This is a genomic window from Methylobacterium haplocladii, assembly GCF_007992175.1.
Lineage (GTDB): Bacteria > Pseudomonadota > Alphaproteobacteria > Rhizobiales > Beijerinckiaceae > Methylobacterium > Methylobacterium haplocladii.
Genome location: NZ_BJZT01000036.1, coordinates 21,111 through 43,702, shown reverse-complemented (window position 1 = coordinate 43,702; position 22,592 = coordinate 21,111). Strand labels below are relative to the sequence as shown.

The 22,592-nt window shown below is 69.1% G+C and carries 22 protein-coding genes; 16 read left to right on the top strand and 6 right to left on the bottom strand.

Features of this window, described 5'->3' with window-relative positions:
- The first annotated feature begins 82 nt into the window (after positions 1-82).
- Positions 83-595 carry a DUF6101 family protein gene (locus tag MHA02_RS16435; RefSeq protein WP_147080592.1) on the top strand — a complete coding sequence of 171 codons (513 nt, stop codon included), beginning with the start codon at positions 83-85 and terminating at the stop codon, positions 593-595.
- 3 nt (positions 596-598) lie between these two features.
- Here MHA02_RS16435 and ubiA read toward each other — a convergent pair whose 3' ends face one another.
- Together ubiA and MHA02_RS16425 are read right to left on the bottom strand one after the other, a co-directional pair.
- Positions 599-1,579, bottom strand: a complete 981-nt coding sequence (ubiA, locus tag MHA02_RS16430; protein WP_238180069.1) for a 4-hydroxybenzoate octaprenyltransferase — start codon at positions 1,577-1,579, stop codon at positions 599-601.
- Positions 1,580-1,621: 42 nt separating this feature from the next.
- The gene (locus MHA02_RS16425; RefSeq protein ID WP_147080590.1) at positions 1,622-2,272 is read right to left on the bottom strand and encodes a hypothetical protein; all 651 of its coding nucleotides are present in this window, start codon (positions 2,270-2,272) and stop codon (positions 1,622-1,624) included.
- A 283-nt stretch (positions 2,273-2,555) separates the two neighbouring features.
- Here MHA02_RS16425 and MHA02_RS16420 point away from each other — a divergent pair, with 283 nt between their 5' ends.
- The 5 genes from MHA02_RS16420 to MHA02_RS16400 all read left to right on the top strand — a co-directional run bounded on the left by MHA02_RS16420 (position 2,556) and on the right by MHA02_RS16400 (position 6,453).
- Positions 2,556-3,308, top strand: coding sequence for a 16S rRNA (uracil(1498)-N(3))-methyltransferase (locus tag MHA02_RS16420; RefSeq protein WP_147080588.1), 753 nt, complete (start codon positions 2,556-2,558; stop codon positions 3,306-3,308).
- A 151-nt stretch (positions 3,309-3,459) separates the two neighbouring features.
- A complete protein-coding gene (locus MHA02_RS16415; RefSeq protein WP_147080586.1) occupies positions 3,460-4,830 on the top strand; it encodes a glutamate--cysteine ligase in 1,371 nt (456 codons plus the stop codon).
- 149 nt (positions 4,831-4,979) lie between these two features.
- Entirely contained in the window at positions 4,980-5,360 is a 381-nt protein-coding gene (locus MHA02_RS16410; protein WP_147080584.1) for a hypothetical protein, read from the top strand.
- 163 nt (positions 5,361-5,523) lie between these two features.
- On the top strand, positions 5,524-5,772 hold the full coding sequence (locus tag MHA02_RS16405; protein WP_147080582.1) for a sulfurtransferase TusA family protein: 249 nt from the start codon (positions 5,524-5,526) through the stop codon (positions 5,770-5,772).
- 108 nt (positions 5,773-5,880) lie between these two features.
- Entirely contained in the window at positions 5,881-6,453 is a 573-nt protein-coding gene (locus MHA02_RS16400) for an NUDIX domain-containing protein (RefSeq protein WP_147080580.1), read from the top strand.
- Between the two features lie 107 nt (positions 6,454-6,560).
- On the opposite strand, the gene MHA02_RS16395 is transcribed toward MHA02_RS16400, so the two are convergent.
- Positions 6,561-7,376 carry a WecB/TagA/CpsF family glycosyltransferase gene (locus MHA02_RS16395; protein ID WP_147080578.1) on the bottom strand — a complete coding sequence of 272 codons (816 nt, stop codon included), beginning with the start codon at positions 7,374-7,376 and terminating at the stop codon, positions 6,561-6,563.
- A 128-nt stretch (positions 7,377-7,504) separates the two neighbouring features.
- Between MHA02_RS16395 and MHA02_RS16390 the strand changes: the two genes are divergently transcribed.
- Positions 7,505-8,278 (top strand): polysaccharide deacetylase family protein, encoded by a 774-nt coding sequence (locus tag MHA02_RS16390; protein ID WP_147080576.1) that lies wholly within the window; start codon positions 7,505-7,507, stop codon positions 8,276-8,278.
- Positions 8,279-8,288: 10 nt separating this feature from the next.
- Here MHA02_RS16390 and MHA02_RS16385 read toward each other — a convergent pair whose 3' ends face one another.
- The 3 genes from MHA02_RS16385 to MHA02_RS16375 all read right to left on the bottom strand — a co-directional run bounded on the left by MHA02_RS16385 (position 8,289) and on the right by MHA02_RS16375 (position 13,316).
- Positions 8,289-9,725 carry a GumC family protein gene (locus tag MHA02_RS16385; RefSeq protein WP_238180511.1) on the bottom strand — a complete coding sequence of 479 codons (1,437 nt, stop codon included), beginning with the start codon at positions 9,723-9,725 and terminating at the stop codon, positions 8,289-8,291.
- Positions 9,726-10,200: 475 nt separating this feature from the next.
- Entirely contained in the window at positions 10,201-11,295 is a 1,095-nt protein-coding gene (locus MHA02_RS16380; RefSeq protein ID WP_147080572.1) for a glycosyltransferase, read from the bottom strand.
- Positions 11,292-13,316 carry a glycosyltransferase gene (locus tag MHA02_RS16375; protein WP_147080570.1) on the bottom strand — a complete coding sequence of 675 codons (2,025 nt, stop codon included), beginning with the start codon at positions 13,314-13,316 and terminating at the stop codon, positions 11,292-11,294. The genes MHA02_RS16380 and MHA02_RS16375 overlap by 4 nt, the downstream gene beginning before the upstream one ends.
- On the opposite strand from MHA02_RS16375, the gene MHA02_RS16370 reads away from it, so the two are divergent.
- From MHA02_RS16370 to MHA02_RS16330, 9 genes are all read left to right on the top strand, one after another.
- Entirely contained in the window at positions 13,308-13,643 is a 336-nt protein-coding gene (locus MHA02_RS16370) for a cytochrome b/b6 domain-containing protein (RefSeq protein ID WP_147080568.1), read from the top strand. The genes MHA02_RS16375 and MHA02_RS16370 overlap by 9 nt on opposite strands.
- Positions 13,640-14,212: a rhodanese-like domain-containing protein gene (locus tag MHA02_RS16365; RefSeq protein WP_147080566.1), complete on the top strand. Its 573-nt coding sequence runs from the start codon at positions 13,640-13,642 to the stop codon at positions 14,210-14,212. The genes MHA02_RS16370 and MHA02_RS16365 overlap by 4 nt, the downstream gene beginning before the upstream one ends.
- 225 nt (positions 14,213-14,437) lie before the next feature.
- A complete protein-coding gene (locus MHA02_RS16360) occupies positions 14,438-15,229 on the top strand; it encodes a quinoprotein dehydrogenase-associated SoxYZ-like carrier (protein ID WP_147080564.1) in 792 nt (263 codons plus the stop codon).
- A complete protein-coding gene (locus MHA02_RS16355; RefSeq protein WP_238180512.1) occupies positions 15,229-16,215 on the top strand; it encodes a quinoprotein relay system zinc metallohydrolase 1 in 987 nt (328 codons plus the stop codon). The genes MHA02_RS16360 and MHA02_RS16355 overlap by 1 nt, the downstream gene beginning before the upstream one ends.
- Positions 16,216-16,313: 98 nt before the next feature.
- Positions 16,314-16,787, top strand: coding sequence for a formate dehydrogenase subunit gamma (locus MHA02_RS16350; protein ID WP_147080562.1), 474 nt, complete (start codon positions 16,314-16,316; stop codon positions 16,785-16,787).
- A complete protein-coding gene (locus MHA02_RS16345; protein ID WP_147080560.1) occupies positions 16,784-18,346 on the top strand; it encodes a formate dehydrogenase beta subunit in 1,563 nt (520 codons plus the stop codon). Before MHA02_RS16350 ends, MHA02_RS16345 begins: the two co-directional genes overlap by 4 nt.
- Before the next feature lie 10 nt (positions 18,347-18,356).
- Positions 18,357-21,218 carry a formate dehydrogenase subunit alpha gene (fdhF, locus tag MHA02_RS16340; protein WP_147080558.1) on the top strand — a complete coding sequence of 954 codons (2,862 nt, stop codon included), beginning with the start codon at positions 18,357-18,359 and terminating at the stop codon, positions 21,216-21,218.
- A 9-nt stretch (positions 21,219-21,227) separates the two neighbouring features.
- Positions 21,228-21,518: a formate dehydrogenase subunit delta gene (locus MHA02_RS16335; RefSeq protein WP_147080556.1), complete on the top strand. Its 291-nt coding sequence runs from the start codon at positions 21,228-21,230 to the stop codon at positions 21,516-21,518.
- A gap of 104 nt (positions 21,519-21,622) precedes the next feature.
- Positions 21,623-22,558 carry a LysR family transcriptional regulator gene (locus MHA02_RS16330; RefSeq protein ID WP_147080677.1) on the top strand — a complete coding sequence of 312 codons (936 nt, stop codon included), beginning with the start codon at positions 21,623-21,625 and terminating at the stop codon, positions 22,556-22,558.
- Positions 22,559-22,592: the final 34 nt, after the last annotated feature.

Genomic DNA, 22,592 nt, shown 5'->3' with positions numbered 1-22,592 from the left:
CTTTGAGGAGGTGAGACGCGATTGTGCTTGTCATGACGAGCGGTCCGACAGAGGCCGCCGACCGAAACAGGGCGTCGACAGGATGAAGACTTTCTCTCTCCCCGACCAGAACTGCCCCGCCGACACGCAGGACGCCTTGATGCAGGACGGCCTCGACCTGACGGCGTCGGACCTCGCCTTCGCGGCGAGCCCGCTCCCCATCATCGGTCGCGGCGAGGCCGCCGGCATCGCCCTCGGCTTCGCCCATGGCGAGTCGGACGATTGCGGGGAGGATCGGTTCAGTCTCCTCGTCGTCGATGCGGAAGGCGAAGTGCTCGTCGGTCTCGGGCCGTTCGGCGAGGACGACATCGTCGCCATGTGGCGCGACTTCGCCGCCAAGTCCGGCCTGCCGCGCATGATCATCCGCGAAGGCGGTGGTCTCGCCACCGTCTCGCGCCAGCTCGGCCGGGTCGCCCTCGGCACCACCCGCCAACGCCGGCGCCACGGTCTCCTCAACGGCCGCCGCCCGCGCTTCCTCGTGCGCCGCAAGTCCGCCCGCCTGCCGGCCCGCCCGCAGATCTATCGGAACGAGAACGAGATCATCGCCCGCTCCTGAGCATCAGGCGCCGATCAGTCCCTGCCAGACGGAATCGGCGGCAAGGCCCAGAAAGAAAATCAAACCGGCATCGCGGTTCGAGCGGAACAGCGTCAGCGCGCCGAGACCGTCGCGGGGCTCCAGTCGCAGGGCCTGTCGGGCGAGGTGGGCTCCGAACAGCGCGAGACCCAGCCAGCCCAGTGCGCCCGCCCCGGCGAGCCGGAGCGCCGGCACCATCAGCAGGACGGCAGCGCCGTAGCAGACGCCGACGGCGAGAATCAGCCGGCTCCCGAACAGACGGGCCGAGGAACTGATCCCGGCGATCTCGTCGTCCTCGATATCCTGCACGGCGTAGATCGTATCGTAGCCGACCACCCAGGCGATGGTGCCCGCATAGAGCCACAGGGCCGGTGCATCGAGCCGCCCGAACAGGGCGACCCAACCCATCAGCGCCCCCCAGGCGAAGGCGAGGCCGAGCACTGCCTGCGGCATCGGCATCACCCGCTTCATGAAGGGGTAGATCGCCACGGGCAGGAGCGCAGCCATCCCGACCAGGATGGCGGTACCGTTGAACTGGAGCAGCACGCAGAGGCCGACGAGCATCTGCGCCACGAGGAAGACCGCAGCGGTGCGCGTGCCGATCTGTCCGGAGGGCAAAGGCCGCGAGCGGGTTCGCGCGACGCGCGCGTCGAGGTCGCGGTCGGCGATGTCGTTGTAGGTCGAGCCGGCTCCGCGCATGGCGACGGCGCCGATCAGGAACAGCAGCAGGTGCCAGAGATTCGGGCCGGTGCGGTCCGCGGCCGTCGCGGCGAGGGCTGCCGACCACCAGCACGGCAGCAGCAGCAGCCACCACCCGACCGGACGCTCGATGCGCGCGAGCCGCAGATAGGGACGCCAGCCGCGCGGCGCGAGGCGATCGGCCCAATGGCCGGCGACCGCATCGGCCACGCGTCCCGAAGGCGGCACGTCGCGGCGGCTCGCCTCCGTCGGGTCGTCGGAGGGCACGGATTTTCTACTGGGGCGATGACTGTCGACGGCAGGACCGGCTTAGAGCGCGCCCTGGGGCATCTTGAAGCTGCCGGAGAGGCCGGGACCGCCGAGGAGACCGCCGCCACCGCCGCCTTCACCGCCAGCGCCGGCGCGGGCCTGGGCCTCCATCTTCGTGACCTGGGCCGCCATGCCGCAGACCTTGGAGCGGATGCCGCCGACCTTCTCGTTGTCGGCCTTGAACCCTTGCGCGAAGGAATCGGGGATCGAGCACCATTCCTTGTTGGTGGCGATCCATTTGATGCCGGTGACGCCGTTGTTGTGGAGCTGGCCGAACAGCGCGCAGGCCTGGGCCGGCGTCATCTTCTGCTTGGACTGCGAGGCAGCGTTCGCCTTGGCGACGAGGTTCTTACGCTCGGTCAGGGTCTTCTGGATGGCGTTGCAATCGACGCCCGCCTGGGGGCCGACCGACTTGGCCGACGGCACGCCCATCGGGGCGGAGGACGCGCCCATCCCCATCGACATCGAAGGGGCGACGGCGGCGGACGGCTCGGCGGCGGCGGCGGCCGGCGCGTCTCCGGGGGCGACCGGCATCTGCTCGAACATGCTCTGCGCGAAGGCGGGGTTCGCCGCGAGCAGAAGGCTCAGCGCTCCCACCACGGCCGGGATGGTCTTCGACGCCATGACCCCGTGCGACATCCTCTTCGACATGACCCTGGTATCCCTCTCCCCACTGCCGTGCCCGAGGCTCGCACCCCTCCGGTCCACAGCCCCTGGCCTTCCGCCGGATCGGCACACGCGGCGCCCGATCGCTGACGGACAGCCTGTCCATCTCGATGACGGCCGATTCCGCACAGGAATGTGGCGGCTTTGGCATCGCACGCATCGGAACGGGGATGACGCGGCCGACGCGGCGAAAACCGGCAGGACGTGACTTTTTCGCACCACCACCGATTTCGTTGACTTGGCCCCGGCCTCACGCGAGGGAGGCCGGATGGCCGAATACGACTTCACCGCGCCCCGGCTCCATGTCGAGGCGCGCCTCGGACAGGGGCTCGTGCTGCCCCTGGAGCGGGCGCAGGCCGGCTACCTGCTCACCGTCCTGCGCAAGAGCGAGGGCGACAGCGTCCTCCTCTTCAACGGGCGCGACGGCGAGTGGCGCGGCGAGATTCAGCCCCAAGGGCGCAAGAGCGCCGACCTCGCGATCCGCGAACAGACCCGGACGCAGCCGGCGCCGGCCGACCTGCACTATCTCTTCGCGCCGCTGAAGGCGGCCCGGCTCGACTACATGGCCCAGAAGGCGGTGGAGATGGGCGCCGGCCTGATCCGGCCGGTCTTCACCCGCTATACGCAGGGCGAGCGGATCAAGCTCGACCGGCTGCGCGCCAATGCGATCGAGGCGGCCGAGCAATGCGGGATCCTCGCCATCCCGGAGATCGCCGAGTTGACCCGCCTGCCGGCGGCCCTCGACACGCTGGAGCCGGAGCGCCTGCTGGTCTTTTGCGATGAGGACGCCCCGGTCGCCGATCCGGTCGCGGCGCTTCGCGCTGCGTGCGACCCCGCCAAGCCGCCGCCGCTTGCGGTGCTGGTCGGCCCCGAGGGCGGCTTCGCGCCGGAAGAGCGCGCGCGTATCGCCGGCCGCCCCAACACCGTCGCGCTGTCGCTGGGTCCCCGCATCCTGCGCGCGGACACCGCAGCGGTCGCTGTGCTCGCGCTGGTGCAGGCCGTGCTCGGCGACGCGCGCTAAGGGGGTGATCGACCCCACGTTGTCCGGCCTTGCGCCCTGGCTTAAGGACACGACATCTCACTCGGGCCGGTTGCGGGCTCTGACCGCGGCACGCTGCGGGCCGCGCACCGCGTCCGTTTCGTCCGAACGCTCCGTCCCGGGAAGCCAGCGCATGGCGCGCGATACGTCCGACACGACCCCGCTCACCTCGCGGGCCGAGTTGATCGAATGGTTCTCCGTCGGCGAAAAGCCGCCGGAAGCCTTCGCCATCGGCACCGAGCACGAAGCGATTCCGTTCTATCGCGACGGCCACACACCCGTGCCCTATGGCGGCGCGCGTGGGATCCGTGCGCTGCTCGAAGGCTTCGGGCGCGAGACCGGCTGGGAGCCGATCCTCGATGCCGGCAACATCATCGGGCTGGCCTCGACGCGTGGCGGCGGCGCCATCTCGATCGAGCCCGGCGGCCAGTTCGAGCTGTCGGGCGCGCCGGTTCCCGACGTCCACAAGACCATGAGCGAGCTGCGCGCGCATCTCGCCGCGCTGATGTGCGCCGCCGACCCGCTCGGCATCGGCTTCCTCGACCTCGGCATGAGCCCGAAATGGACGCGGGAAGAAACCCCGCTGATGCCGAAGAGCCGCTACCGGATCATGCACGGCTACATGCCGAAGGTCGGGACCCTCGGCCACGACATGATGCTGCGTACGGCCACCGTGCAGGTGAATGTCGACTTCTCCTCGGAAGCCGACATGGTGAAGAAGCTGCGCGTGTCGCTGGCCCTGCAGCCGGTGGCCACCGCGCTCTTCGCCAACTCGCCCTTCACCGATGGACGCCCGAACGGCTTCCTCTCGCGCCGTTCCGAGATCTGGCGCGATACCGACGGCGACCGCACCGGCATGTTCCCGCAGGCCTTCGAGGAAGGCTTCGGCTACGAGGGCTATGTCGACTGGCTGCTCGACGTGCCGATGTACTTCATCAAGCGCGGCGAGACCTATCACGACGTCTCCGGCGCCTCCTTCCGCAGCCTGATGCAGGGCCGGCTGGAGCAGCTTCCGGGCGAGTACGCCACCGTTTCGGACTGGGCGAACCACGCCTCGACGGTGTTTCCGGAGGTGCGCCTCAAGCGCTTCCTGGAGATGCGCGGCTCCGATGTCGGCAGCCCGGCGATGATTGCGGCGCAGGCGGCCTTTTGGGTCGGGCTGCTCTACGACGATTCCGCCCTCGATGCGGCCTGGGACCTCGTGAAGGGCTGGAGCGCGGACGAACGCGAATGCGCGCGGGCCACCGCTCCACGCCTCGGCCTCGCCGCCTCGCTCGGCGGCAAGAGCCTCGGCGCGGTGGCGGCCGAAGCGCTCGCGATCAGCCGCAGCGGCCTGCAGGCACGCGCCCGCCGCGACGGCACCGGACGCGACGAGACCCGCTTCCTGCAGCCGCTCGAAGCGATCGTCGTCACCGGCCGCACCCACGCCGAGGACCGGCTCGCCGACTACGACGGCCCCTGGCAGAAATCCGTCGACCCGGCCTTCGACGCCTGCACGTTCTGACGGGCTCGGCCATCCCGGCCTTCGGTAACGGCCAGTTCGTGGCGTGCGCGGCGACACGCGAATACGGCTGAGGCATACGGGGGCTGGAACGCGGATCGGGTCATGCGAATTGTCTCCCTGGTTTGATCAACCGACGGAGACACGGCGTCATGTCGCGCTTCAGTTCACTCGCCCTCGCCGGCTTCACCGCCGCCGGCCTGACGGCAGCCACTCTTCCGACAGCACAGGCGGCCCCCTTCCCCGCGATCACCGCCACGCAGGTCGGCGGCACGAACGCAACCGTCGACCATGTCGGCTGGCGGCGGGGGTATTACGGCGGCTATTACGGCCCCCGTTATGGCTATGGATACGGCTACCGCCGCAACGTCGGCGGTGCGCTGGCCGCTGGCGCGGCGCTCGGCCTGATCGGCACGGCCATCGCCGCGAGCGCGGCCCCACGCTACGGCTACGACGACTACGGCTACGCCCGGCCGGTCTACGGCTATCCGGCCTACGGGTATGGCGGCTACGGCTACCCCTACGGCTGGTAGCCGGCTCCGGCTCGACAGCGTCCCGCCGGCCGGCTCGCCCGCCGACGGGATCGTTCGTGGCATCCCTCTCCAGGTTCGCGAAGGCATCGTCCGATCGGCGTCTTGCGTCATCGGGGGTTTTCGTCGGAAAGCCCCGGGCTCCTGTCCAAAACCCGCTCAGGTCATGCCCGACGTCGACGAGGCCGCTCCGATCCCGCTCGACCTGACCGGCCTGAAATGCCCATTGCCGGCGCTTCGCACACGCAAGGCGCTCCGCGCCCTTGCGCCCGGCGTCCGGCTCGCTGTGACGGCGACCGATCCGCTGGCTGCGATCGACATCCCCAACGCGGCGCGCGAAGAGGGCGCGCAGGTCGAGTCCCAGGCTCGGGACGGTGCCGTCACGCGCTTCATCGTCCGCAGCCGCACCGGCTGACGAAAAGCCACAGGCCTCGAGCTTCTGCCCCCGCCGCCATCACTGCCTCATTGGCGCACGGTTCGCCCCGTACGGCTGCCGCCGAACACGGCCATCACCGGAGACGCCATGGCACCCCAGATCCGAGGCACCCGCACGGTCCATGAGGGCTGGAGCACCTTCCTCGTCGCCGATCTGACCATGCCCGACGGCAAGCGCCTCACCCGCGAGATCGAGGATCACGGCCGCGCGGTCTGCGTGCTGCCCTACGATCCGGAGCGCCGGGTCGCCCTGCTGATCCAGCAGTTCCGCGCGCCGCTCTTCTACGCCGAGGGCGTGACCGAGTTGCTCGAGGCGCCGGCCGGCCTGCTCGACGAAGCGGATGCCGAGGACGGCGTGCGCCGCGAAGCCTACGAGGAAACCGGCGTCCGGCTCACGCGGCTGGACCCCGTGTCGTCGGTCTGGAGCATGCCGGGCATCTCCTCGGAGCGGATGCAGCTCTTCCTCGGCGCCTATGCGGAGGGCGACCGCATCGGCCCCGGCGGCGGCTTGGCCGACGAGGGCGAGGACATCACGGTGGTCGAGATGCCGCTCTCCAGGCTCGCCGCCATGAGCGACAGCGGCGAACTCACCGACCTGAAGACCCTCGCGCTGACCTTCGCCCTGAGGCTCCGGCATCCCGCCTTGTTCGCCGGGGCCTGACGCCCGAGCTCGATGCGGGAAAGCGGAATCCGGTGTCCCGAAAACATCATGCGAGAACAAGGAACGGGAGCGTGCTGTCCTCGTGAAAGATCGGCACGCTCCAGAGGTCAGGACTCGGGCTTGGTCTCCGGATGAAGCATCCAGGCCGCTTCCCGGCTGTGCCGCCCAAGGGCCGAATCCAGCGTTTGACGGCCGCGCGACGCGGAGGCGATCTTCAGGAAGCGCCAAGACCGCAGGAAGTAGCGTGGGAAAAGCCGGCGCGGCGCGTGCAGGAACCGGAAGAACCATTCGAGGCCCATGCGCTGCATCAGCACGGGTGCCCGCGGGACGAGCCCGGCGGCGACGTTGAGCGCCTCTCCCACCGCCAGCGTCACCGGGTTTCCGAGTTCCGGCCCGTAGCGGTCGACCCAGATCTCCGACTTCGGCGCGCCGACGCCCATGATGAGCAACGTCGTGCCGTGGGCGCGGATCTCGGCGGCGAGCCGGCGCGAATAGGCCTCGTCGGTCTCGAACCCGAACGGCGGCGTCGCCATCCGGACCGCCGCGGCGGGGAGCCCGGCCTCCGCGAAGGACGCCGCGACCCGCGCGCCGACGATATCGCTCGACGCCATCAGGAAGACTCGCCGGTCGCTCGGCTGCGGCGACGCGAGCGCGGCGGCGATCAGTTCGTGGCCGGTGATGCGTCGCACGTTGCGCCCACCCCCGAGCCGGGCCAGCCAGACAAGCGGCATTCCGTCGAGGGTGCGCATCGCGGCGCCGTCGTAAGCCTTCCGAAACGCTGCATTTTCGGACAGGATGACGATGTGGTCCACGTTGGCCGTGACGATGAGGCGAAGACGTGCCTGCGGCAGGGCCGCAGCCGCCGCGATCACCTCTTCGGCGCGCGCCGTGGTGAATGTCGTTCCGAACAGGCGAACACTCATGCCGGCAATTCCAACGAATGGCCTCTGGAGCCCGGACGCCTGTTCGCCGGGACCGGACGACGTGACGGGTCGGACATCGACAGGGTCTTGAGACGAGCGTGCGTCGACGGCGCTGGAGCGGCACGCCGATGACCGACGTCGAGCAGGGCTGGTCGCACGGACGCGACCGGCAGCTGTGGCGGCTTCTCGCACGCACGGTGCCGGGAGGACGCATGCCCCTTCGCGGCCGCAAGGCCGTGGCGAGCATCACCTTCGACGACGTTCCGGAGAGCGCGACCACCGTCGGCGCCGCAATCCTCGATCGGCATGACGTGCGCGCGACCTACTACATCGCCGCCGCCCTCTGCGGCCGCCGGGATCGCTACTGGCAGCTCGCCACGCGTGAGCGGATCCGCGACTTGTCGGATGCCGGCCACGAGATCGGTTGCCACACCGCGCGCCACGTCAACGTGCAGTCCCTGGACCGCCACGATCTGCTGCGTGAATGCGACCTGAGCAGTGCCATGATCGCCGAGATCTGCGGCCGGGTACCGCGCAACTTCTGCTACCCGTTCGGCGACGTCGGCCTGATCCAGAAGCGCCTGCTCGCCGAGCGTTTCGAGACCTGCCGCACGATCTACGAACGTCCGAATCTCGGACGCGTCGACCCGGCGATGCTCTGCGCCTACGGGTTGTTCGACTCGGTGCTCGACCGCGACCGGCTCAGCCGGCTCGTACGCAGGACAGTGGCGCGGCGCGGCTGGCTGATCCTCTACACGCACGACGTCGCCGCCGAGCCGACGCCGATGGGCGTCACCCCGGGCTTCCTCGACGCGGCGCTCACAGTGCTCGCCGACCACGGCGTGCCGCTGCTCACGGTGGCCGAGGCCGCGCGTCACCACGGGCTCGTCGCGGCGGACTGACGGGGTCGCCTCATGCATCGGCGGCGCGCAGGCTGCGCGGGTCGGACGTGGCGCGACGGACCGTCGTCCTGGCACGCTTGCGGTCGCGGTCGGCGCCGAGCATCAGGGCGATCCCGGCACCCAGCATCAGGCCGAGGACGAGGGCGACCGGCAGCACCACCCGCGGCGAGGGCGGCCACGACCGCACGCGGGCTGGGGTCGCGCTGGAGATGACGCGGACGTTGGTGTTGTTCAGCTGCTCCTGTTCGCCGGCCTCGCGGGAGCGGCGCAGGAAGGCCTCGTAGACGCTGCGGCGCGATTCCAGAGTCCGTTCCAGTTCACGCAGGCCGACATTGGCGCGGTCGTTCGTCGACAGGTCGGTCTTCACCTGCGCGATGTTCTTCTTGATCGCGGCCTCGCTCGCCGCCGCGCGGTCGTAATCCTTGCGCGTCGCCTCGATGATCCGGGTCTTCTCGACCTGGATCAGGCGCTGGAGATCGCGTTGCTGGGCCTCCTGCTCGGCCATCGCCGGGTGACGCGATCCCAGCCGGGTCGCGAGCTCCGCCGTGTTGCGCGAGAGCGTCGCGTATTGCTGGCGGAGCGCCTGCATCTCGAGGGACTGGAGCATCTCCGGCAGGGCGGTCCCGGCCTCGCTCCCCGTCATCTTCTGGGCCTGATCGAGCCGGGAGCGGGACTCCGCGGTTCGGATCGAGGCGGTGACGAGCTGCTGGTTGAGGTCGCCGAGCTGCTGATCGCTGAACGGCCTGCCGCTGGAGGTCGCGAGCTTGTTGGTCTCGCGGTAGCGCACGACCTTGCTCTCGGATTCCTCGACGGCCTGGCGAAGCGCGTTCAGTCGCGCGGAGAGGGAGTCGGAGATGCGCTTGGCGGCCTCTGCCCGGGCGTTGGCCTCCTCGGTGAAATAGGCGTCGCCGATGGCGTTGGCGATCGCGGCGGCCTTCTGCGGGTCCTTCGACTGGACCTGGACGTCGATGACGAAGGTCCGCTCCGGGCGGCGCACGACGATCTTCGTGCGCAGCGTGTCGAGGGCCATGTTGACCGGGTCGCGGCTGCCCGCCGGCGGCTGCATGCCGAGCGCGGTCTTCAAGAACGACACGGCGGGGTTGGTCGAGTCCGGCTTCGTGAACTCGTCGTCGCGGTCGAGCGCCAGCTTCTCGACGACCCGGCGCAGGACGTTGTCCGACTGGATCACCTTGGTCTGGCTCTCGGCCATCGAGACGCCGGCATCCGACTGGGGCGAGCGCACCGTGACGTCGTTGTCGACGCCGCGCAGATCGGCCGGATCGATCAGGACCTGGATGCCCGAGGTGTAGGACGGCGTGAGCATGCCGAGCACGGCGATGGCGGCCGCGATCATGAACAGGCCGGACAGGACGATGAAACCCGTGCCACGCCACAGCCGCCGCCCGAGCGAGGACAGGCTCATGCCGGACGACGCCACCTCGGGCATCACCACTCGTACCGGTTCGCCGCGCAATGGACTGGCGAAATCGAACATTTCACTCGTGCCTCGGGTTCGACCCGCGCCGCCCCGATCAGGGACGGACGGCGTATCGGCGCTTGTTTCGTCTCGTGGCGGGATGTGCCGTGACGGAACATCTGGTCAACGAACGGGAAACCATCCGCAATGCCGATGCCAAGACGATCTCCGCACCGAGACTCAACATATCCACGTGAATATGGCTCGCTGGTTGACGCCGGGAGCTTTGAAGCCGTCAATCGCGAGTAACGTTAACGTTTCTGCGCCGATCAAGATTCGCAATTCGGGCCGGTCAAGCGTTGCAAAGCTAGACAGATGCTACCAAGCGCTGTCGTTTGCGTCGATTTTTTCTGGAATTGCGTAGTCCCTACGCTGTGACGCGCCATCGCAGGACGCCGGTCGCGGCAGGCACAGCGGTCTGCGCCTGCGCATTGCCGCGGAAGGTTCAGCCCGGCGGAATCACCGATGCGGGGTCGTCGGCATAGGCCGCAGGACCCCGGGCAAGGAAGGCGCGGAAGCGGTCGGCATCCGCCGCCGCGAGCGCGTTCCAGCGGGCGACGTTTCCTCGCGAGGCCTCGGCGGAGGCGGCGAGCCTGCCGTCGTGGGCGGCGGCGAGGATGGCGCGCGCCGAATCCTCGGGGGCCTCGGGCCGGATGAACAGGCCCGACTCTCCCAGGACTTCCGAGAAGACCGCACCCGTGGGTGCGATCACCGGCAGCCCGCCGTGCTGGATTTCGAGGAGCGGCAGTCCCAACCCCTCCGCCCTCGCGGTCGAGACGAGGGCATGGCAGCGGCCCGCCAGCGCGCGCAGCCCGGAATCGTCGAGATAGCCGTGCAGCGTCAGGAAGGCGGGCAAGGTGTCGAGGAAAGGGTGCCGGCCCCAGCCGACGCGGCCGACGATGTGGAGTTCGGTCGGGATGCCGGCGGCCACGAGTGCAGCGGTGACCGCGACGGCGGCGCCGTAATCCTTGCGCGGCTCGATCGTGCCGATGGCCAGCAGGCGTAAGGGTTCGCCCGGCACGTAGGCCGCCGGACCCGCAAGCTCGCCGAGGCCGAAGACGTCCCGCACCGCAGGCCGCAACAGCGCCACAAGGGCGTCGCGGCGGCAGAGCCGGCGCAGATCCGCTCCGGTGGTCCGCGAATTCACCAGGAAGGTCCGGCCGAGGCGCATGGCGAGGGCGAAGCTCGGCGCCATGTAGGCGCGGGCGCGCCAGTTCAGGTCCTGCGGCCGGGTCAGAAGGAAGGTGTCGTGGATGTAGGTGACGCACCGGTGCCCGAGCGCCAGCGCCAGCGGCCCCGGCGGGAAGCCGGGAAACACGAACAGGGCCGAGCGGTCGGCGAGCCCCCGCGCCGGCAGGGCGAGGTGCTGGTCGAACATCATCCGCGCGAGACTCGGGCTGCGCAGGACACGGACGTCGTGCGGCGCCAGCCTGTCGGGCGCGAACAGGTCGAGGGCGACCCGCTCGATGCCGGTGACGTGCCCCCGCATGTTGGTCTGATCGATGTAGATGCGGCGCGACGGTTCGGGTGCGGCTGTCATCGCGCAGGCGTCCGGCGGGTAGCGCCACGGCGCAGGAGGGTGGCGGCGTAGAGGGCGCGGCGCATCCAGAGCGGCATGCCGCGTCCGAACACGGCCTGCTTCGCCCGGCGCAGCCTTCGTACGAGCGGGCGTGAGGGCGCCGCGACCAGGCCGGTCGCACCGGCGTGGCGGCCCTTCGCGAAGGCGAACCGGCCGAGCATCTCCGGGCGGAAGCGCAGCCGCGCGCTCGACACAACGGAGGGCATGCCGGGCCACCCGGCCAGGGCGTCGTGCAGCGAGACGGCCGCGGCGGCGTGACTGAACCGGCTCTCCAGAACCATCCGGGCGAAGGCGCCGAGCCGCTGCCGGCGGGGTGCGTCGGCGATCAGCACCTCCAGCGCGTCCGCGAGCGCACCCTCACCCGGCGCGACGAGCAGGCCGGTGACGCCGTCGACAACCGCCGAGGTCAGCCCGGTGGCGCGGTAGGCCACCGTCGGCGTGCCGCACAGCCCCGCCTCGATCGGCGTCTGCCCGAGGGTCTCGAGCCGGCTCGCCGTCAGGTAGACGTCGCAGGCGGCGTACCATTGCGCCAGGGTTTCCTCGTCGCCGATCGGACCCGGCGCGTGCAGATTGGCGAGGCCGAACACGCCTGGATCGTCGAGGCGCCCGACCGCGACGAAGCCGACACCGGGCCGTGCGACCCGTTTGATGGTGGCGACGAGATCCGAGAAGCCCTTGTCGGGCGCATCGGCGATCACGGCGGCGAAGAGGATCAGGACGTCCCGCTCCGGCAAGCCGAGCGTTCGGCGCAGGGCCGCCCGGTCGCGGGGGCGAAACACGCCGGTGGGGAAGGCGAGCTGGATGCGGGCGATGACGGTGCCGTCCGGCGCGAGCGACCGGGCCCGTTCCTCCGTCCAGGCCGAGTTGGCCAGCAGCAGCGGTGCGGCGAGAGCCCGGCGCTTCTCGGCATAGGCGCCGGCGATACGATCCGGCGCGAGCTGCGGGTACTCGGTCGGCGTCGGGCAGCGCGCGTCGCAGCCGGTGGCGATCACCGGGCAAGCCTTGGGGTGCGCGCAACGCCCCGTCAGCGCGAACAGGTCGTGCAGGGCCAGCGCCGTCGGCACGGCCGGGGCGAGCCGTCCGATCAGCCCAGCGCCGCGGGTCGCGCCGTGGAGGTTGCCCGCGAGGACGAGATCGTGACGCCCGCCGAGGATCGCCTCTTCGGTCCGCGGGAAGCCATCGGTCCATTCCGCCGCTGCCGGCGGAGATTCGTCGGCGAGCCGGACATGGGTGATGCTGTGCCCGGCCAGAGCGAGGGCCTCGGCGAGGCGGCGATGGGCGATACCGGCACCACCGCCGTAGCCGAGATCGGTGAGGGAGACGACGGACAGGCCGGCGGGCGCGGTCTGGTGCGCCGCAGCGCATCGTCGGAGCAGAACCGGCCGGCCGACCCGCGACAGCCGGATGCCGGTGTCGGCGAGCCTCGACCACAGCTCCGTCGAGGACGGCAGCGTGACCCTTTCGGACACGCCGAGACGTAGTAGCGCCCCACGAGAGACCAGAACGTCGCCGCAACCGGAGCGATCGTCTGCGTCCGGGCGGGGCGCCGCCGGATCGCCGAGCAGGTCGAGACCATGGACGCCGCGCTCGAACAGCACGCGAAGGCCCGCGACGGCCCCAGCGCCTGTGAGCACCGCCTCCAGACAGAGCGCAGCGAGAGCACCCGGCGCGAGAAGATCGCCCGCTACGAGCCAGAGCACGTAGTCTGTCTCCGGATCGGCGAGCGCAGCTCCGATCGCATTGCCGGCTTCGGATGCATCGCGGCAGACGGTGTGGCGCAGATTCGGATAATCCTGGCCGGTCACCGAAGCGCGCGTATCGGCATCCCTGGCGTCCCCTTCCCCCGGCAGGATGACGACAACGATCCGCGGCCACGGGCGGCCGTCCGGAAGCGCGTCGGGCAACGGCGCATGAGGCGCCGAGGCGCCCGGCCAGTCGGCGACGCCGTGGTCGTCCTTGGACTGGGTTGGCCCGTGGCTCATGCCGGCTCGGTTTTCGGACGCGGCTCTGAAAAAGGACGCGCGGCATGGCCGCCGTGGTCATGCATCCGGCCGCGATACTGCCGCAGGAAGCGTAAAGAAAAGCCGCTACCGCGCTTTCGCCAGCCGGCTGCGCGGACGCTCAGAGAGACGAAGCAGGAGGTCCTTTACGCCCTGAGTTCGAACATCCATGACATCATGGCCTTCGCGCTCGCCGGCGCGATCGTCCTGCACGTCGCCGCCGCGCTTCTCCACGAGATCCGCGGCGATGCGATGCTCGGGCGGATGCTCGGCAGGCGCGGACCGGACGGAATGACGGAGGAACGATGACGTCGCGTTGGCTCAGGGCCACACTCGGCCTCGCGTGTCTGGCGCTGCTCGGCACCGGCACCGAACTCAGCGCTTTCGACAACGACGAAACCACCGGCTACCGGATGCAGAACTACCGGGCGCCGGTGAACCTGCCGGTGCAGGGTGGCAAGCGGATCGAGATCGGCGAGGTCGATGCGCTGATCAAGAACGGTGCGGTGCTCGTCGACGTGATGCCCCAGCGCGGCGGCTACGATCCCGAAACCGGCGCGTGGCGGATCGTCGACAAGCGCGAGACCATCCCTGGCGCGGTCTGGCTGCCGAACACCGGCACCGGACAGGTCGAAGCCCGGCTCGCCGCGTATTTCGCCGGATCCCTGAGGCGGCTCACGAACGGCGACAAGGCCCGGCAGCTGGTCTTCTTCTGCAAGGCGGATTGCTGGATGTCGTGGAACGCCGTCAAGCGCGCCGCCGATCTCGGCTACGGCCGGGTCTATTGGTACGCCGACGGCACCGATGGCTGGAACGATGCGGACCGCGCTCTGGTCGAGGCGGAGTCGCCGGCGGTGCCGGCCCTATCCGGACAGTGAAGCGCACACTCACGACTTCGTGATCGGAACTAAAATGCCTTGCCGGCCCATGCATATGCATCTACCGATCAGTAGGTAGATATGGCGGCATCGTAGTGCGCAATCATCGACTTATGGGGTGGATGACGCGGCGTGGTTGCATAGGGCATCCTGCCATTGCCGACGCGGGAGCGATCTCACGGACCCGCAGTCCGACCGGCCAAGAATACACGAGGTGACGCCGCCATGATGGTCCCGTTCCGGAAGGCCGCATCCCCGGCGATCCCCGTCGCCGCGGAAACCGCGACGCGCGATCCGCTCGATTCGCCGATGTGGAAGGATCATTCCAAGCGCTATCTCGCCGGGCGCTCGGTGGTGTTCGACGAGCGCGTCCAGGTGATCCTGCCGCCGGTCACCGAGAACCAGACGCAAGTGCCGATCACCATCGACGCACGGGCGCTCGGCCGCGTCGACGAGATCGTGGTCATCGTCGACCTGCATCCCTTTCCGCAGCCCCTGCGTCTCGAACCGGTGGGCGCGCAGGCCTTCGTGGCCTACCGGCAGAAGATCGAGCAGGGCACCCCGATCCGCGCCGCGGTGCGCCAAGGCGACACCTGGTATGTCGGCGGGCGCTATCTCGACGCGGCCGGCGGCGGCTGCTCGGTGCCCCCGGCGGTGATTCCGAAGGTCGACTGGGAGAATCTCGGCGAGATCCGTGCCCGCGCCTGGCGCGAGGAGGACGGCGGCGCCCGGGTCCGGATGCGGCTGCTCCACCCGATGGACAACGGCATGATGGCCAACATCCCGGCTTTCTTCATCGAGACCCTCGACGTCACCGACGCGGACGGCAAGCCGCTGGCGAAGCTCCAGCTGAGCGAGGCGATCTCCGCCGATCCGACGCTGACGCTGCTGCCCGATATGCCGCAGCACGGCGGCACGCTGAAGATCGCGGCCCGCGACAACAACGGAGGGTTGTTCAAGGGCTCCGTGCCGATCCCCGCCGCCCCGGCGGCCCGCACGCGGGAGGGCCGGCTGTGATGACCCCGACGACAGGAACGACGATGCCCGGCACCAGCCGCCGCGAAGCGCTCGCCCTCGGCTTCGCCGCCGCGGCTATGCCGATGCTCGCCGGCGGCGCCCGCGCGGCGGTGCTCAAATACACTCTGAACCCGGTCGCGATCGCGCCGGGCGTCTGGACGATCTACGGCCTGCCCGAGCCGATCACGTCGAAGAACGGGGGCGCCATCGCCAACATCACGATCTTCGACACCAGTGAAGGCGCCGTCCTCATCGATGCCGGCCCGTCGCATCGTTACGGCGAGGCGCTGAAGGCCAAGGCGACCGAACTCACCGGCAAACCGGTCGTGCGCGTCTACCTCACGCATTACCACACCGACCACGTGCTCGGGGCCACCGCGTTCGAGAGCGGCACGGTCTCGGCGGGAAAGACGCTCACCGCAGACCTCAAGAAGGTCGGCAACGACCTCACGAACGCGATGTACCGCGTCGCCGGCGACTGGATGCGTGGAACCGACATCCCGACGCCCGGCCGCGAGGCGGCCGAGGGCGTCGAGACCGTCGGCGAGCGGCGATTCCGGTTGCTACCGCTCGCCGGCCATACCAGCGAGGATCTCTGCCTCTACGAGGAAAGCACCGGCCTGCTCTTCCCCGGTGACCTCGTGTTCCTCGATCGCGCCGCGACCACGCCGGACGCCAGGATCGACACTTGGCGCACCTCGCTCAAGACGCTCGGCGGCATCGACCACAAGCTGCTGGTGCCGGGCCACGGACCCGTCGAGGCCGGCACCCGCGGCATCGCGCAGACCGGCCGCTGGCTCGACACGGTCGAGGCCCAGATCAACGACGGTTTCGAGCGCGGCCTCGACATCACCGAGCTGATGGCGGTCCCCCTGCCCTCCTGGACCGACGGGATAGCTGTGGCGAAATATGAATACGCCCGCTCGGTGATGCACCTGATGCCGGGGCTCGAGGTCGCTCGCCTGCCGAGGCTCACCCGCGTCTGACAAAAATCCTTTGTCGCATGACGGGTCCGCTTGATTGAATTATATCGCCTTTCCTGTTCCATTGGGCTTTAGAACAAGACCAATTTGGGTAGGAAAACATGTCGAGTCCCGAGCCTTGGAGCGCCTCGCGCGCGGCTGGGATCGTCGCCGAGCATAAGCACCTCGAAGGCGCGACGCTCCCGATCCTGCACGCATTGCAGGAGGAATTTGGTTACGTCGACGAGGCGGCGGTGCCGATCATCGCCGACGCGCTGAACCTATCGCGCGCCGAAGTGCACGGCTGCATCACGTTCTACCACGACTTCCGCAAGGCGCCGGCCGGACGCCAGCAGGTGAAGCTCTGCCGCGCCGAGGCCTGCCAGGCCATGGGCTCGGACCGGCTTCACGGCGAGATCCTGCAGCGTCTCGGTATCGACTGGCACGGGACCACCGCCGACGGCGAGGTCACGGTCGAGCCGGTCTACTGCCTCGGGCTCTGCTCCAACGGACCCGCCGCGATGATCGGCGAGGAGCCGTTGGCCCGCCTCAGCGTCGATAGCCTCGATGCCGCTCTGAAGGAGTCGCGGGCATGAGCCGCATCAAGATCTTCGTTCCAAAGGACGCCGTTGCCCTCGGCCTCGGCGCCAACCGCGTCGCCCGGGCAATCTTTTCGGGTGCGGAGCAGCGCGGTCTCGACGTCGAGATCGTCCGCACCGGCACCCGCGGTCTGCTCTGGCTCGAGCCGATGGTGGAGGTCGCGACCCCCGAGGGCCGCATCGCCTACGGTCCAGTGAGCCATGGCGACGTCGAGAGCCTGCTCGATGCCGGCCTGCATGAGGGCGGCGCGCATGCGCTGCGGCTCGGCAACCCGGAAGAGATCCCGTTCCTGAAGCGCCAGCACCGCCTGACCTTCCACCGCTGCGGCGTGGTCGATCCGGTCTCCGTCGACGATTACCGGGCGCATGGCGGCTATCGCGGTCTCGAAGCCGCGCTGGGGCTCGAACCGGCGAAAGTGGTCGAGCAGGTCAAGGATTCGGGGCTGCGCGGTCGCGGCGGCGCCGGCTTCCCGGCCGGCATCAAGTGGAACACGGTGATGCTCGCCGAGAACGAGCGGAAATACGTGGTCTGCAACGCGGACGAGGGCGATTCGGGCACCTTCGCCGACCGGATCATGATGGAGGGCGACCCCTTCAACCTGATCGAGGGCATGACCATCGCCGCCGTCGCCGTTGGCGCGACCCGCGGCTACATCTATTGCCGCTCGGAATACCCGCAGGCCTTCCGCACGATGCGCGACGCCATCGCCAACGGCGTCAAGGCGGGCACGCTCGGCGAGAACATCTTAGGGAGCGGCAAGACCTTCCACCTGGAGGTTCGCCTCGGCGCCGGCGCCTACATCTGCGGCGAGGAGACCTCGCTGCTGGAGAGCCTGGAGGGCCGTCGCGGCCTCGTCCGCGCCAAACCGCCGATCCCGGCCCTCAAGGGCTTCATGGGCAAGCCGACGCTGGTCAACAACGTCATGACCTTCACGGCGGTGCCGTGGATCCTCGAGCACGGCGCCAAGGCCTATGCCGAGTACGGCATGGGCCGCTCGCTGGGCACCCTGCCGATCCAGCTCGCCGGCAACATCAAGCAGGGCGGCCTCATCGAGTACGCCTTCGGCATCACCATCCGCGAGATCATCGAGGAGTTCGGCGGCGGCACCTTCTCGGGACGGCCGGTGCGCGCGGTGCAGGTCGGCGGCCCGCTCGGCGCTTACTTTCCGGACAATCTTCTCGATACGCCCCTCGACTACGAGAAGATGGCGGCGGCCAAAGGTCTCGTCGGCCACGGCGGCATCGTCGTGTTCGACGACACCGTCGACATGGCCAAGCAGGCCCGCTTCGCCTTCGAGTTCTGCGCCACCGAATCCTGCGGCAAGTGCACGCCCTGCCGCATCGGCGCGACGCGCGGCGTCGAGACCATGGACAAGGTCATCGCGGGCAACCGCCCCGAGGCCAACATCGAGCTGGTCAAGGATCTCTGCGAGATCATGACCGATGGATCGCTCTGCGCCATGGGCGGGTTGACCCCCATGCCGGTGATGAGCGCGATCACGCATTTCCCCGAAGATTTTACGCGCGGCGCATCGCTGCCCGTCGCGGCCGAGTGAGGAAGCAGCCATGAGCCTCATCAAGGAAATCGACTACGGCACGCCGATCCGCGTCAGCGAGAAGACCGTGTCGCTGACCATCGACGGCGAGAGCGTCACCGTGCCCGCGGGCACATCGGTAATGTCGGCCGCGATGCACATGGGCACCAAGATCCCGAAGCTCTGCGCGACGGATTCGCTGGAGCCCTTCGGCTCCTGCCGGATGTGCCTTGTCGAGATCGAGGGCCGCCGTGGCACCCCCGCCTCCTGCACCACGCCGGCCGAGGACGGCATGGTCGTGAAGACGCAGACGGACAAGCTGCACCGGCTCCGCAAGGGCGTGATGGAGCTCTACATCTCCGACCATCCCCTCGACTGCCTGTCCTGCGCCGCAAATGGCGATTGTGAGCTGCAGGACACGGCGGGACAGGTGGGACTGCGCGGCGTCCGCTACGGCTACGACGGCGAGAACCACGTCAAGCCGACCTCCGAGAAGTACCTGCCGAAGGACGAGTCGAACCCCTACTTCACCTACGACCCGTCGAAGTGCATCGTCTGCAACCGCTGCGTCCGGGCCTGCGAGGAGACGCAGGGTACCTTCGCGCTGACGATCTCCGGCCGCGGCTTCGACAGCCGCGTCGCCGCCGGTCCGACGAACTTCATGCAGTCCGAATGCGTGTCGTGCGGCGCCTGCGTCCAGGCCTGCCCGACCGCGACCCTGCAGGAGAAGTCGGTCCACGAGTTCGGACAGCCCGACCATTCGGCCGTGACCACCTGCGCCTATTGCGGCGTCGGCTGCTCGTTCAAGGCCGAGATGCAGGGCGACAAGGTCATCCGCATGGTGCCGTACAAGGACGGCAAGGCCAACGAGGGCCATAGCTGCGTCAAGGGCCGCTTCGCCTACGGCTACTCGACCCACAAGGACCGCATCACCAAGCCGATGATCCGCGAGAAGATCACGGATCCCTGGCAGGAGGTGTCGTGGGAGGTCGCGATCGACCGTGCGGCTTCCGAATTCAAGCGCATTCAGGCAAAGTACGGCAAGGACTCGGTCGGCGGCATCACCTCGTCGCGCTGCACCAACGAGGAAGCCTACCTCGTCCAGAAGCTCGTGCGCGCCGCCTTCGGCAACAACAACGTCGACACCTGCGCCCGCGTCTGCCACTCGCCGACCGGCTACGGCCTGATGTCGACGCTCGGCACCTCGGCCGGCACGCAGGACTTCAAGTCGGTCGAAAAGTCCGACGTGATCCTCGTGATCGGCGCCAACCCGACCGACGGCCACCCGGTCTTCGCCTCGCGCATGAAGAAGCGGCTGCGCGAAGGCGCCCGGCTCATCGTCGCCGACCCGCGCAAGATCGACCTCGTGAAGTCGCCGCACATCAAGGCGGACTATCACCTGCCGCTGAAGCCCGGCTCCAACGTCGCCTTCATCAACGCCTTCGCCCACGTCATCGTCACCGAGGGTCTCGTCGACGAGGATTACGTGCGCGAGCGCTGCGACCTCGCCGAGTTCGAGTCCTGGGCCCGCTTCATCGCCGAGGAGCGCAACTCGCCGGAGGCGGCCGAGGCCTTCACCGGCGTGAATCCGGCGGACCTGCGCGCCGCGGCGCGCCTCTATGCCACCGGCGGACACGGCGCGATCTATTACGGCCTCGGCGTCACCGAGCACAGCCAGGGCTCGACCATGGTGATGGGCATGGCCAACATCGCCATGGCCACCGGCAACATCGGCATGGTCGGCGCCGGCGTGAACCCGTTGCGCGGCCAGAACAACGTGCAGGGCTCCTGCGACATGGGCTCGTTCCCGCACGAGCTGCCGGGCTACCGCCACGTCTCGGACGATTCGACCCGCGAGAGCTTCGAAGCGCTCTGGGGCGCCAAGCTCGACAACGCGCCGGGCCTGCGCATCACCAACATGCTGGATGAAGCCGTCGATGGCGCCTTCAAGGGCATGTACATCCAGGGCGAGGACATCGCGCAGTCCGACCCCGACACGCATCACGTCACCTCCGGCCTCATGGCCATGGAGTGCATCGTGATCCAGGACCTGTTCCTGAACGAGACCGCGAAATACGCCCACGTCTTCCTGCCCGGCGCCTCGTTCCTCGAGAAGGACGGCACCTTCACCAATGCCGAGCGCCGCATCTCACGCGTGCGAAAGGTCATGGCTCCGAAGGGCGGCTACGGCGACTGGGAGGGTACGGTGCTGCTCTCCAACGCGCTGGGCTACCCGATGAGCTACAACCACCCCTCCGAGATCATGGATGAGATCGCGGCGCTGACCCCGAGCTTCGCCGGCGTCAGCTTCGCCAAGCTCGACGAGCTCGGCTCGATCCAGTGGCCGTGCAACGACAAGGCGCCCCAGGGCACCCCGATGATGCACGTCGACCGGTTCGTGCGCGGCAAGGGCCGCTTCATGATCACGGAATACGTGGCCACCGAGGAGCGCACGGGGGCGAAGTTCCCGCTGATCCTGACGACCGGCCGCATCCTGTCGCAGTACAACGTCGGCGCGCAGACCCGCCGCACGGAGAACTCGCGCTGGCATGAAGAGGACGTGCTGGAGATCCACCCGTTCGACGCGGAGGTGCGCGGCATCGTCAACGACGATCTCGTGGCCCTGGAGAGCCGCTCGGGCGACATCGCGCTTCGGGCCAAGATCACCGAACGCATGCAGCCGGGCGTGGTCTACACCACCTTCCACCACGCCAAGACCGGCGCCAACGTGATCACCACCGACTTCTCGGACTGGGCCACCAACTGCCCCGAGTACAAGGTGACGGCGGTCCAGGTCCGGCGCACCAACCGGCCTTCGGACTGGCAGGCGCGGTTCTACGAGGAGGACTTCTCGTTGACCCGCATCGCCGAAGCCCAGCAGGCGGCGGAGTAGGCCCCGGCGATGAGCGCGCTGACCAACGACGAAAAGCTCGTCCGCATGGCGAACCAGATCGCTTCGTTCTTCCGGACCTATCCGGAGGACGAGGCGGTGGCGGGCATTCACCATCACCTCCACGCTTTCTGGGCGCCGAAGATGATCCGGGCGCTCACGGCACATGCGGCGGGGGCGGGCGACAAGATCGACCCGCTCGTGATCAAGGCGCTGGAAGAAGAGCCGACCACCGAAAGCCCGGTCCGGCCCGCGACCCGCGACCCCCAACTCGCCGGCGAGGGCGCCAGCGACGCCGGCTGAACGCGATGCTCGATAGGCCGCGCCGAGCGGCCTGTTGAGCGCATGGCGGCATCGCTCTACCACCGTCGGGTCCGGACATGCGGGCGGGCCGTGCGGTGGGTGAGGTGATCGAGAAGCTGGACTATCTCCTCGCGCTCTCCCGCGAAGAACATTTCGGACGGGCGGCGGAAGCCTGCAGCGTCACCCAGCAGACCCTCTCGGCCGGCGTGAAGCAGCTGGAGAACCGCTTCGGCGTGCAACTGGTGCTGCGCGGCTCGCGGTTTCAGGGCTTTACGCCCGAGGGCGAGCGCGTGCTGGCCTGGGCCCGCCGCATCGTCGCCGACGCCCGCGCCATGCACGAGGACGTCTCGTCCCTGAAGCGCGGGCTCACCGGCAACCTGCGCATCGCGGCGGTGCCGACCGCGCTGCCGATGGTGGCGGCTCTCACGACGCCTTATCGCAAGCGCCACCCCGGTGTGCGCTTCACGATCGAATCCACCACCTCCGCCGACATCTTTCAGCTGCTCGACGATCTCGAGGCAGATGCCGGCCTGACCTATCTCGACAACGAGCCAACCGGCCGGGTGATCTCCGTTCCGCTCTACACCGAGCATTACCGGCTGCTCACCGCGGCGGGCGGTCCCTACGACGATCGCGATTCGATCACCTGGGCGGAGGCCGGGCGCATGCCCCTCTGCCTTCTGACGCCGAACATGCAGAACCGGCGCATCATCGACCAGCAACTCCGCACCGCTGGAGCCGAGCCGGCGCCGACCCTCGAATCGAATTCGATGATCGTGCTGATGACCCATGTGCGCACCCTGCAATGGGCGAGCATCATGCCGGCGATCCTCGCCGACGCATTGGGGCCGACCGAGGGCGTCCGCTCGATCCCGATCGTCGAGCCCGACCTGACCCACGTCATCGGCCTCGTCGCCCCGCGCCGGGAGCCTGCCACGCCGATGGTGACAGCCCTCGTCGCCGTCGCGCGGACGATCGCGGGCACGCTCGACGGCACCGGATCCAGCGGCGTACGCCGGGCCGCGAACAAACGGAGCTGATGCCAGGGAGCATCGCTTGGACGGGGGTTGCGTC

Bases quoted from the DNA above. Each gene is read 5' to 3' on its own strand.
- MHA02_RS16435 (WP_147080592.1), top strand. From the start codon at position 83: ATGAAGACTTTCTCTCTCCCCGACCAGAACTGCCCCGCCGACACGCAG.
- MHA02_RS16425 (WP_147080590.1), bottom strand. From the start codon at position 2,272: ATGTCGAAGAGGATGTCGCACGGGGTCATGGCGTCGAAGACCATCCCG.
- MHA02_RS16420 (WP_147080588.1), top strand. From the start codon at position 2,556: ATGGCCGAATACGACTTCACCGCGCCCCGGCTCCATGTCGAGGCGCGC.
- MHA02_RS16415 (WP_147080586.1), top strand. From the start codon at position 3,460: ATGGCGCGCGATACGTCCGACACGACCCCGCTCACCTCGCGGGCCGAG.
- MHA02_RS16410 (WP_147080584.1), top strand. From the start codon at position 4,980: ATGTCGCGCTTCAGTTCACTCGCCCTCGCCGGCTTCACCGCCGCCGGC.
- MHA02_RS16405 (WP_147080582.1), top strand. From the start codon at position 5,524: ATGCCCGACGTCGACGAGGCCGCTCCGATCCCGCTCGACCTGACCGGC.
- MHA02_RS16400 (WP_147080580.1), top strand. From the start codon at position 5,881: ATGGCACCCCAGATCCGAGGCACCCGCACGGTCCATGAGGGCTGGAGC.
- MHA02_RS16395 (WP_147080578.1), bottom strand. From the start codon at position 7,376: ATGAGTGTTCGCCTGTTCGGAACGACATTCACCACGGCGCGCGCCGAA.
- MHA02_RS16390 (WP_147080576.1), top strand. From the start codon at position 7,505: ATGACCGACGTCGAGCAGGGCTGGTCGCACGGACGCGACCGGCAGCTG.
- MHA02_RS16385 (WP_238180511.1), bottom strand. From the start codon at position 9,725: ATGCCCGAGGTGGCGTCGTCCGGCATGAGCCTGTCCTCGCTCGGGCGG.
- MHA02_RS16380 (WP_147080572.1), bottom strand. From the start codon at position 11,295: ATGACAGCCGCACCCGAACCGTCGCGCCGCATCTACATCGATCAGACC.
- MHA02_RS16375 (WP_147080570.1), bottom strand. From the start codon at position 13,316: ATGAGCCACGGGCCAACCCAGTCCAAGGACGACCACGGCGTCGCCGAC.
- MHA02_RS16365 (WP_147080566.1), top strand. From the start codon at position 13,640: ATGACGTCGCGTTGGCTCAGGGCCACACTCGGCCTCGCGTGTCTGGCG.
- MHA02_RS16360 (WP_147080564.1), top strand. From the start codon at position 14,438: ATGATGGTCCCGTTCCGGAAGGCCGCATCCCCGGCGATCCCCGTCGCC.
- MHA02_RS16355 (WP_238180512.1), top strand. From the start codon at position 15,229: ATGACCCCGACGACAGGAACGACGATGCCCGGCACCAGCCGCCGCGAA.
- MHA02_RS16350 (WP_147080562.1), top strand. From the start codon at position 16,314: ATGTCGAGTCCCGAGCCTTGGAGCGCCTCGCGCGCGGCTGGGATCGTC.
- MHA02_RS16345 (WP_147080560.1), top strand. From the start codon at position 16,784: ATGAGCCGCATCAAGATCTTCGTTCCAAAGGACGCCGTTGCCCTCGGC.
- fdhF (WP_147080558.1), top strand. From the start codon at position 18,357: ATGAGCCTCATCAAGGAAATCGACTACGGCACGCCGATCCGCGTCAGC.
- MHA02_RS16335 (WP_147080556.1), top strand. From the start codon at position 21,228: ATGAGCGCGCTGACCAACGACGAAAAGCTCGTCCGCATGGCGAACCAG.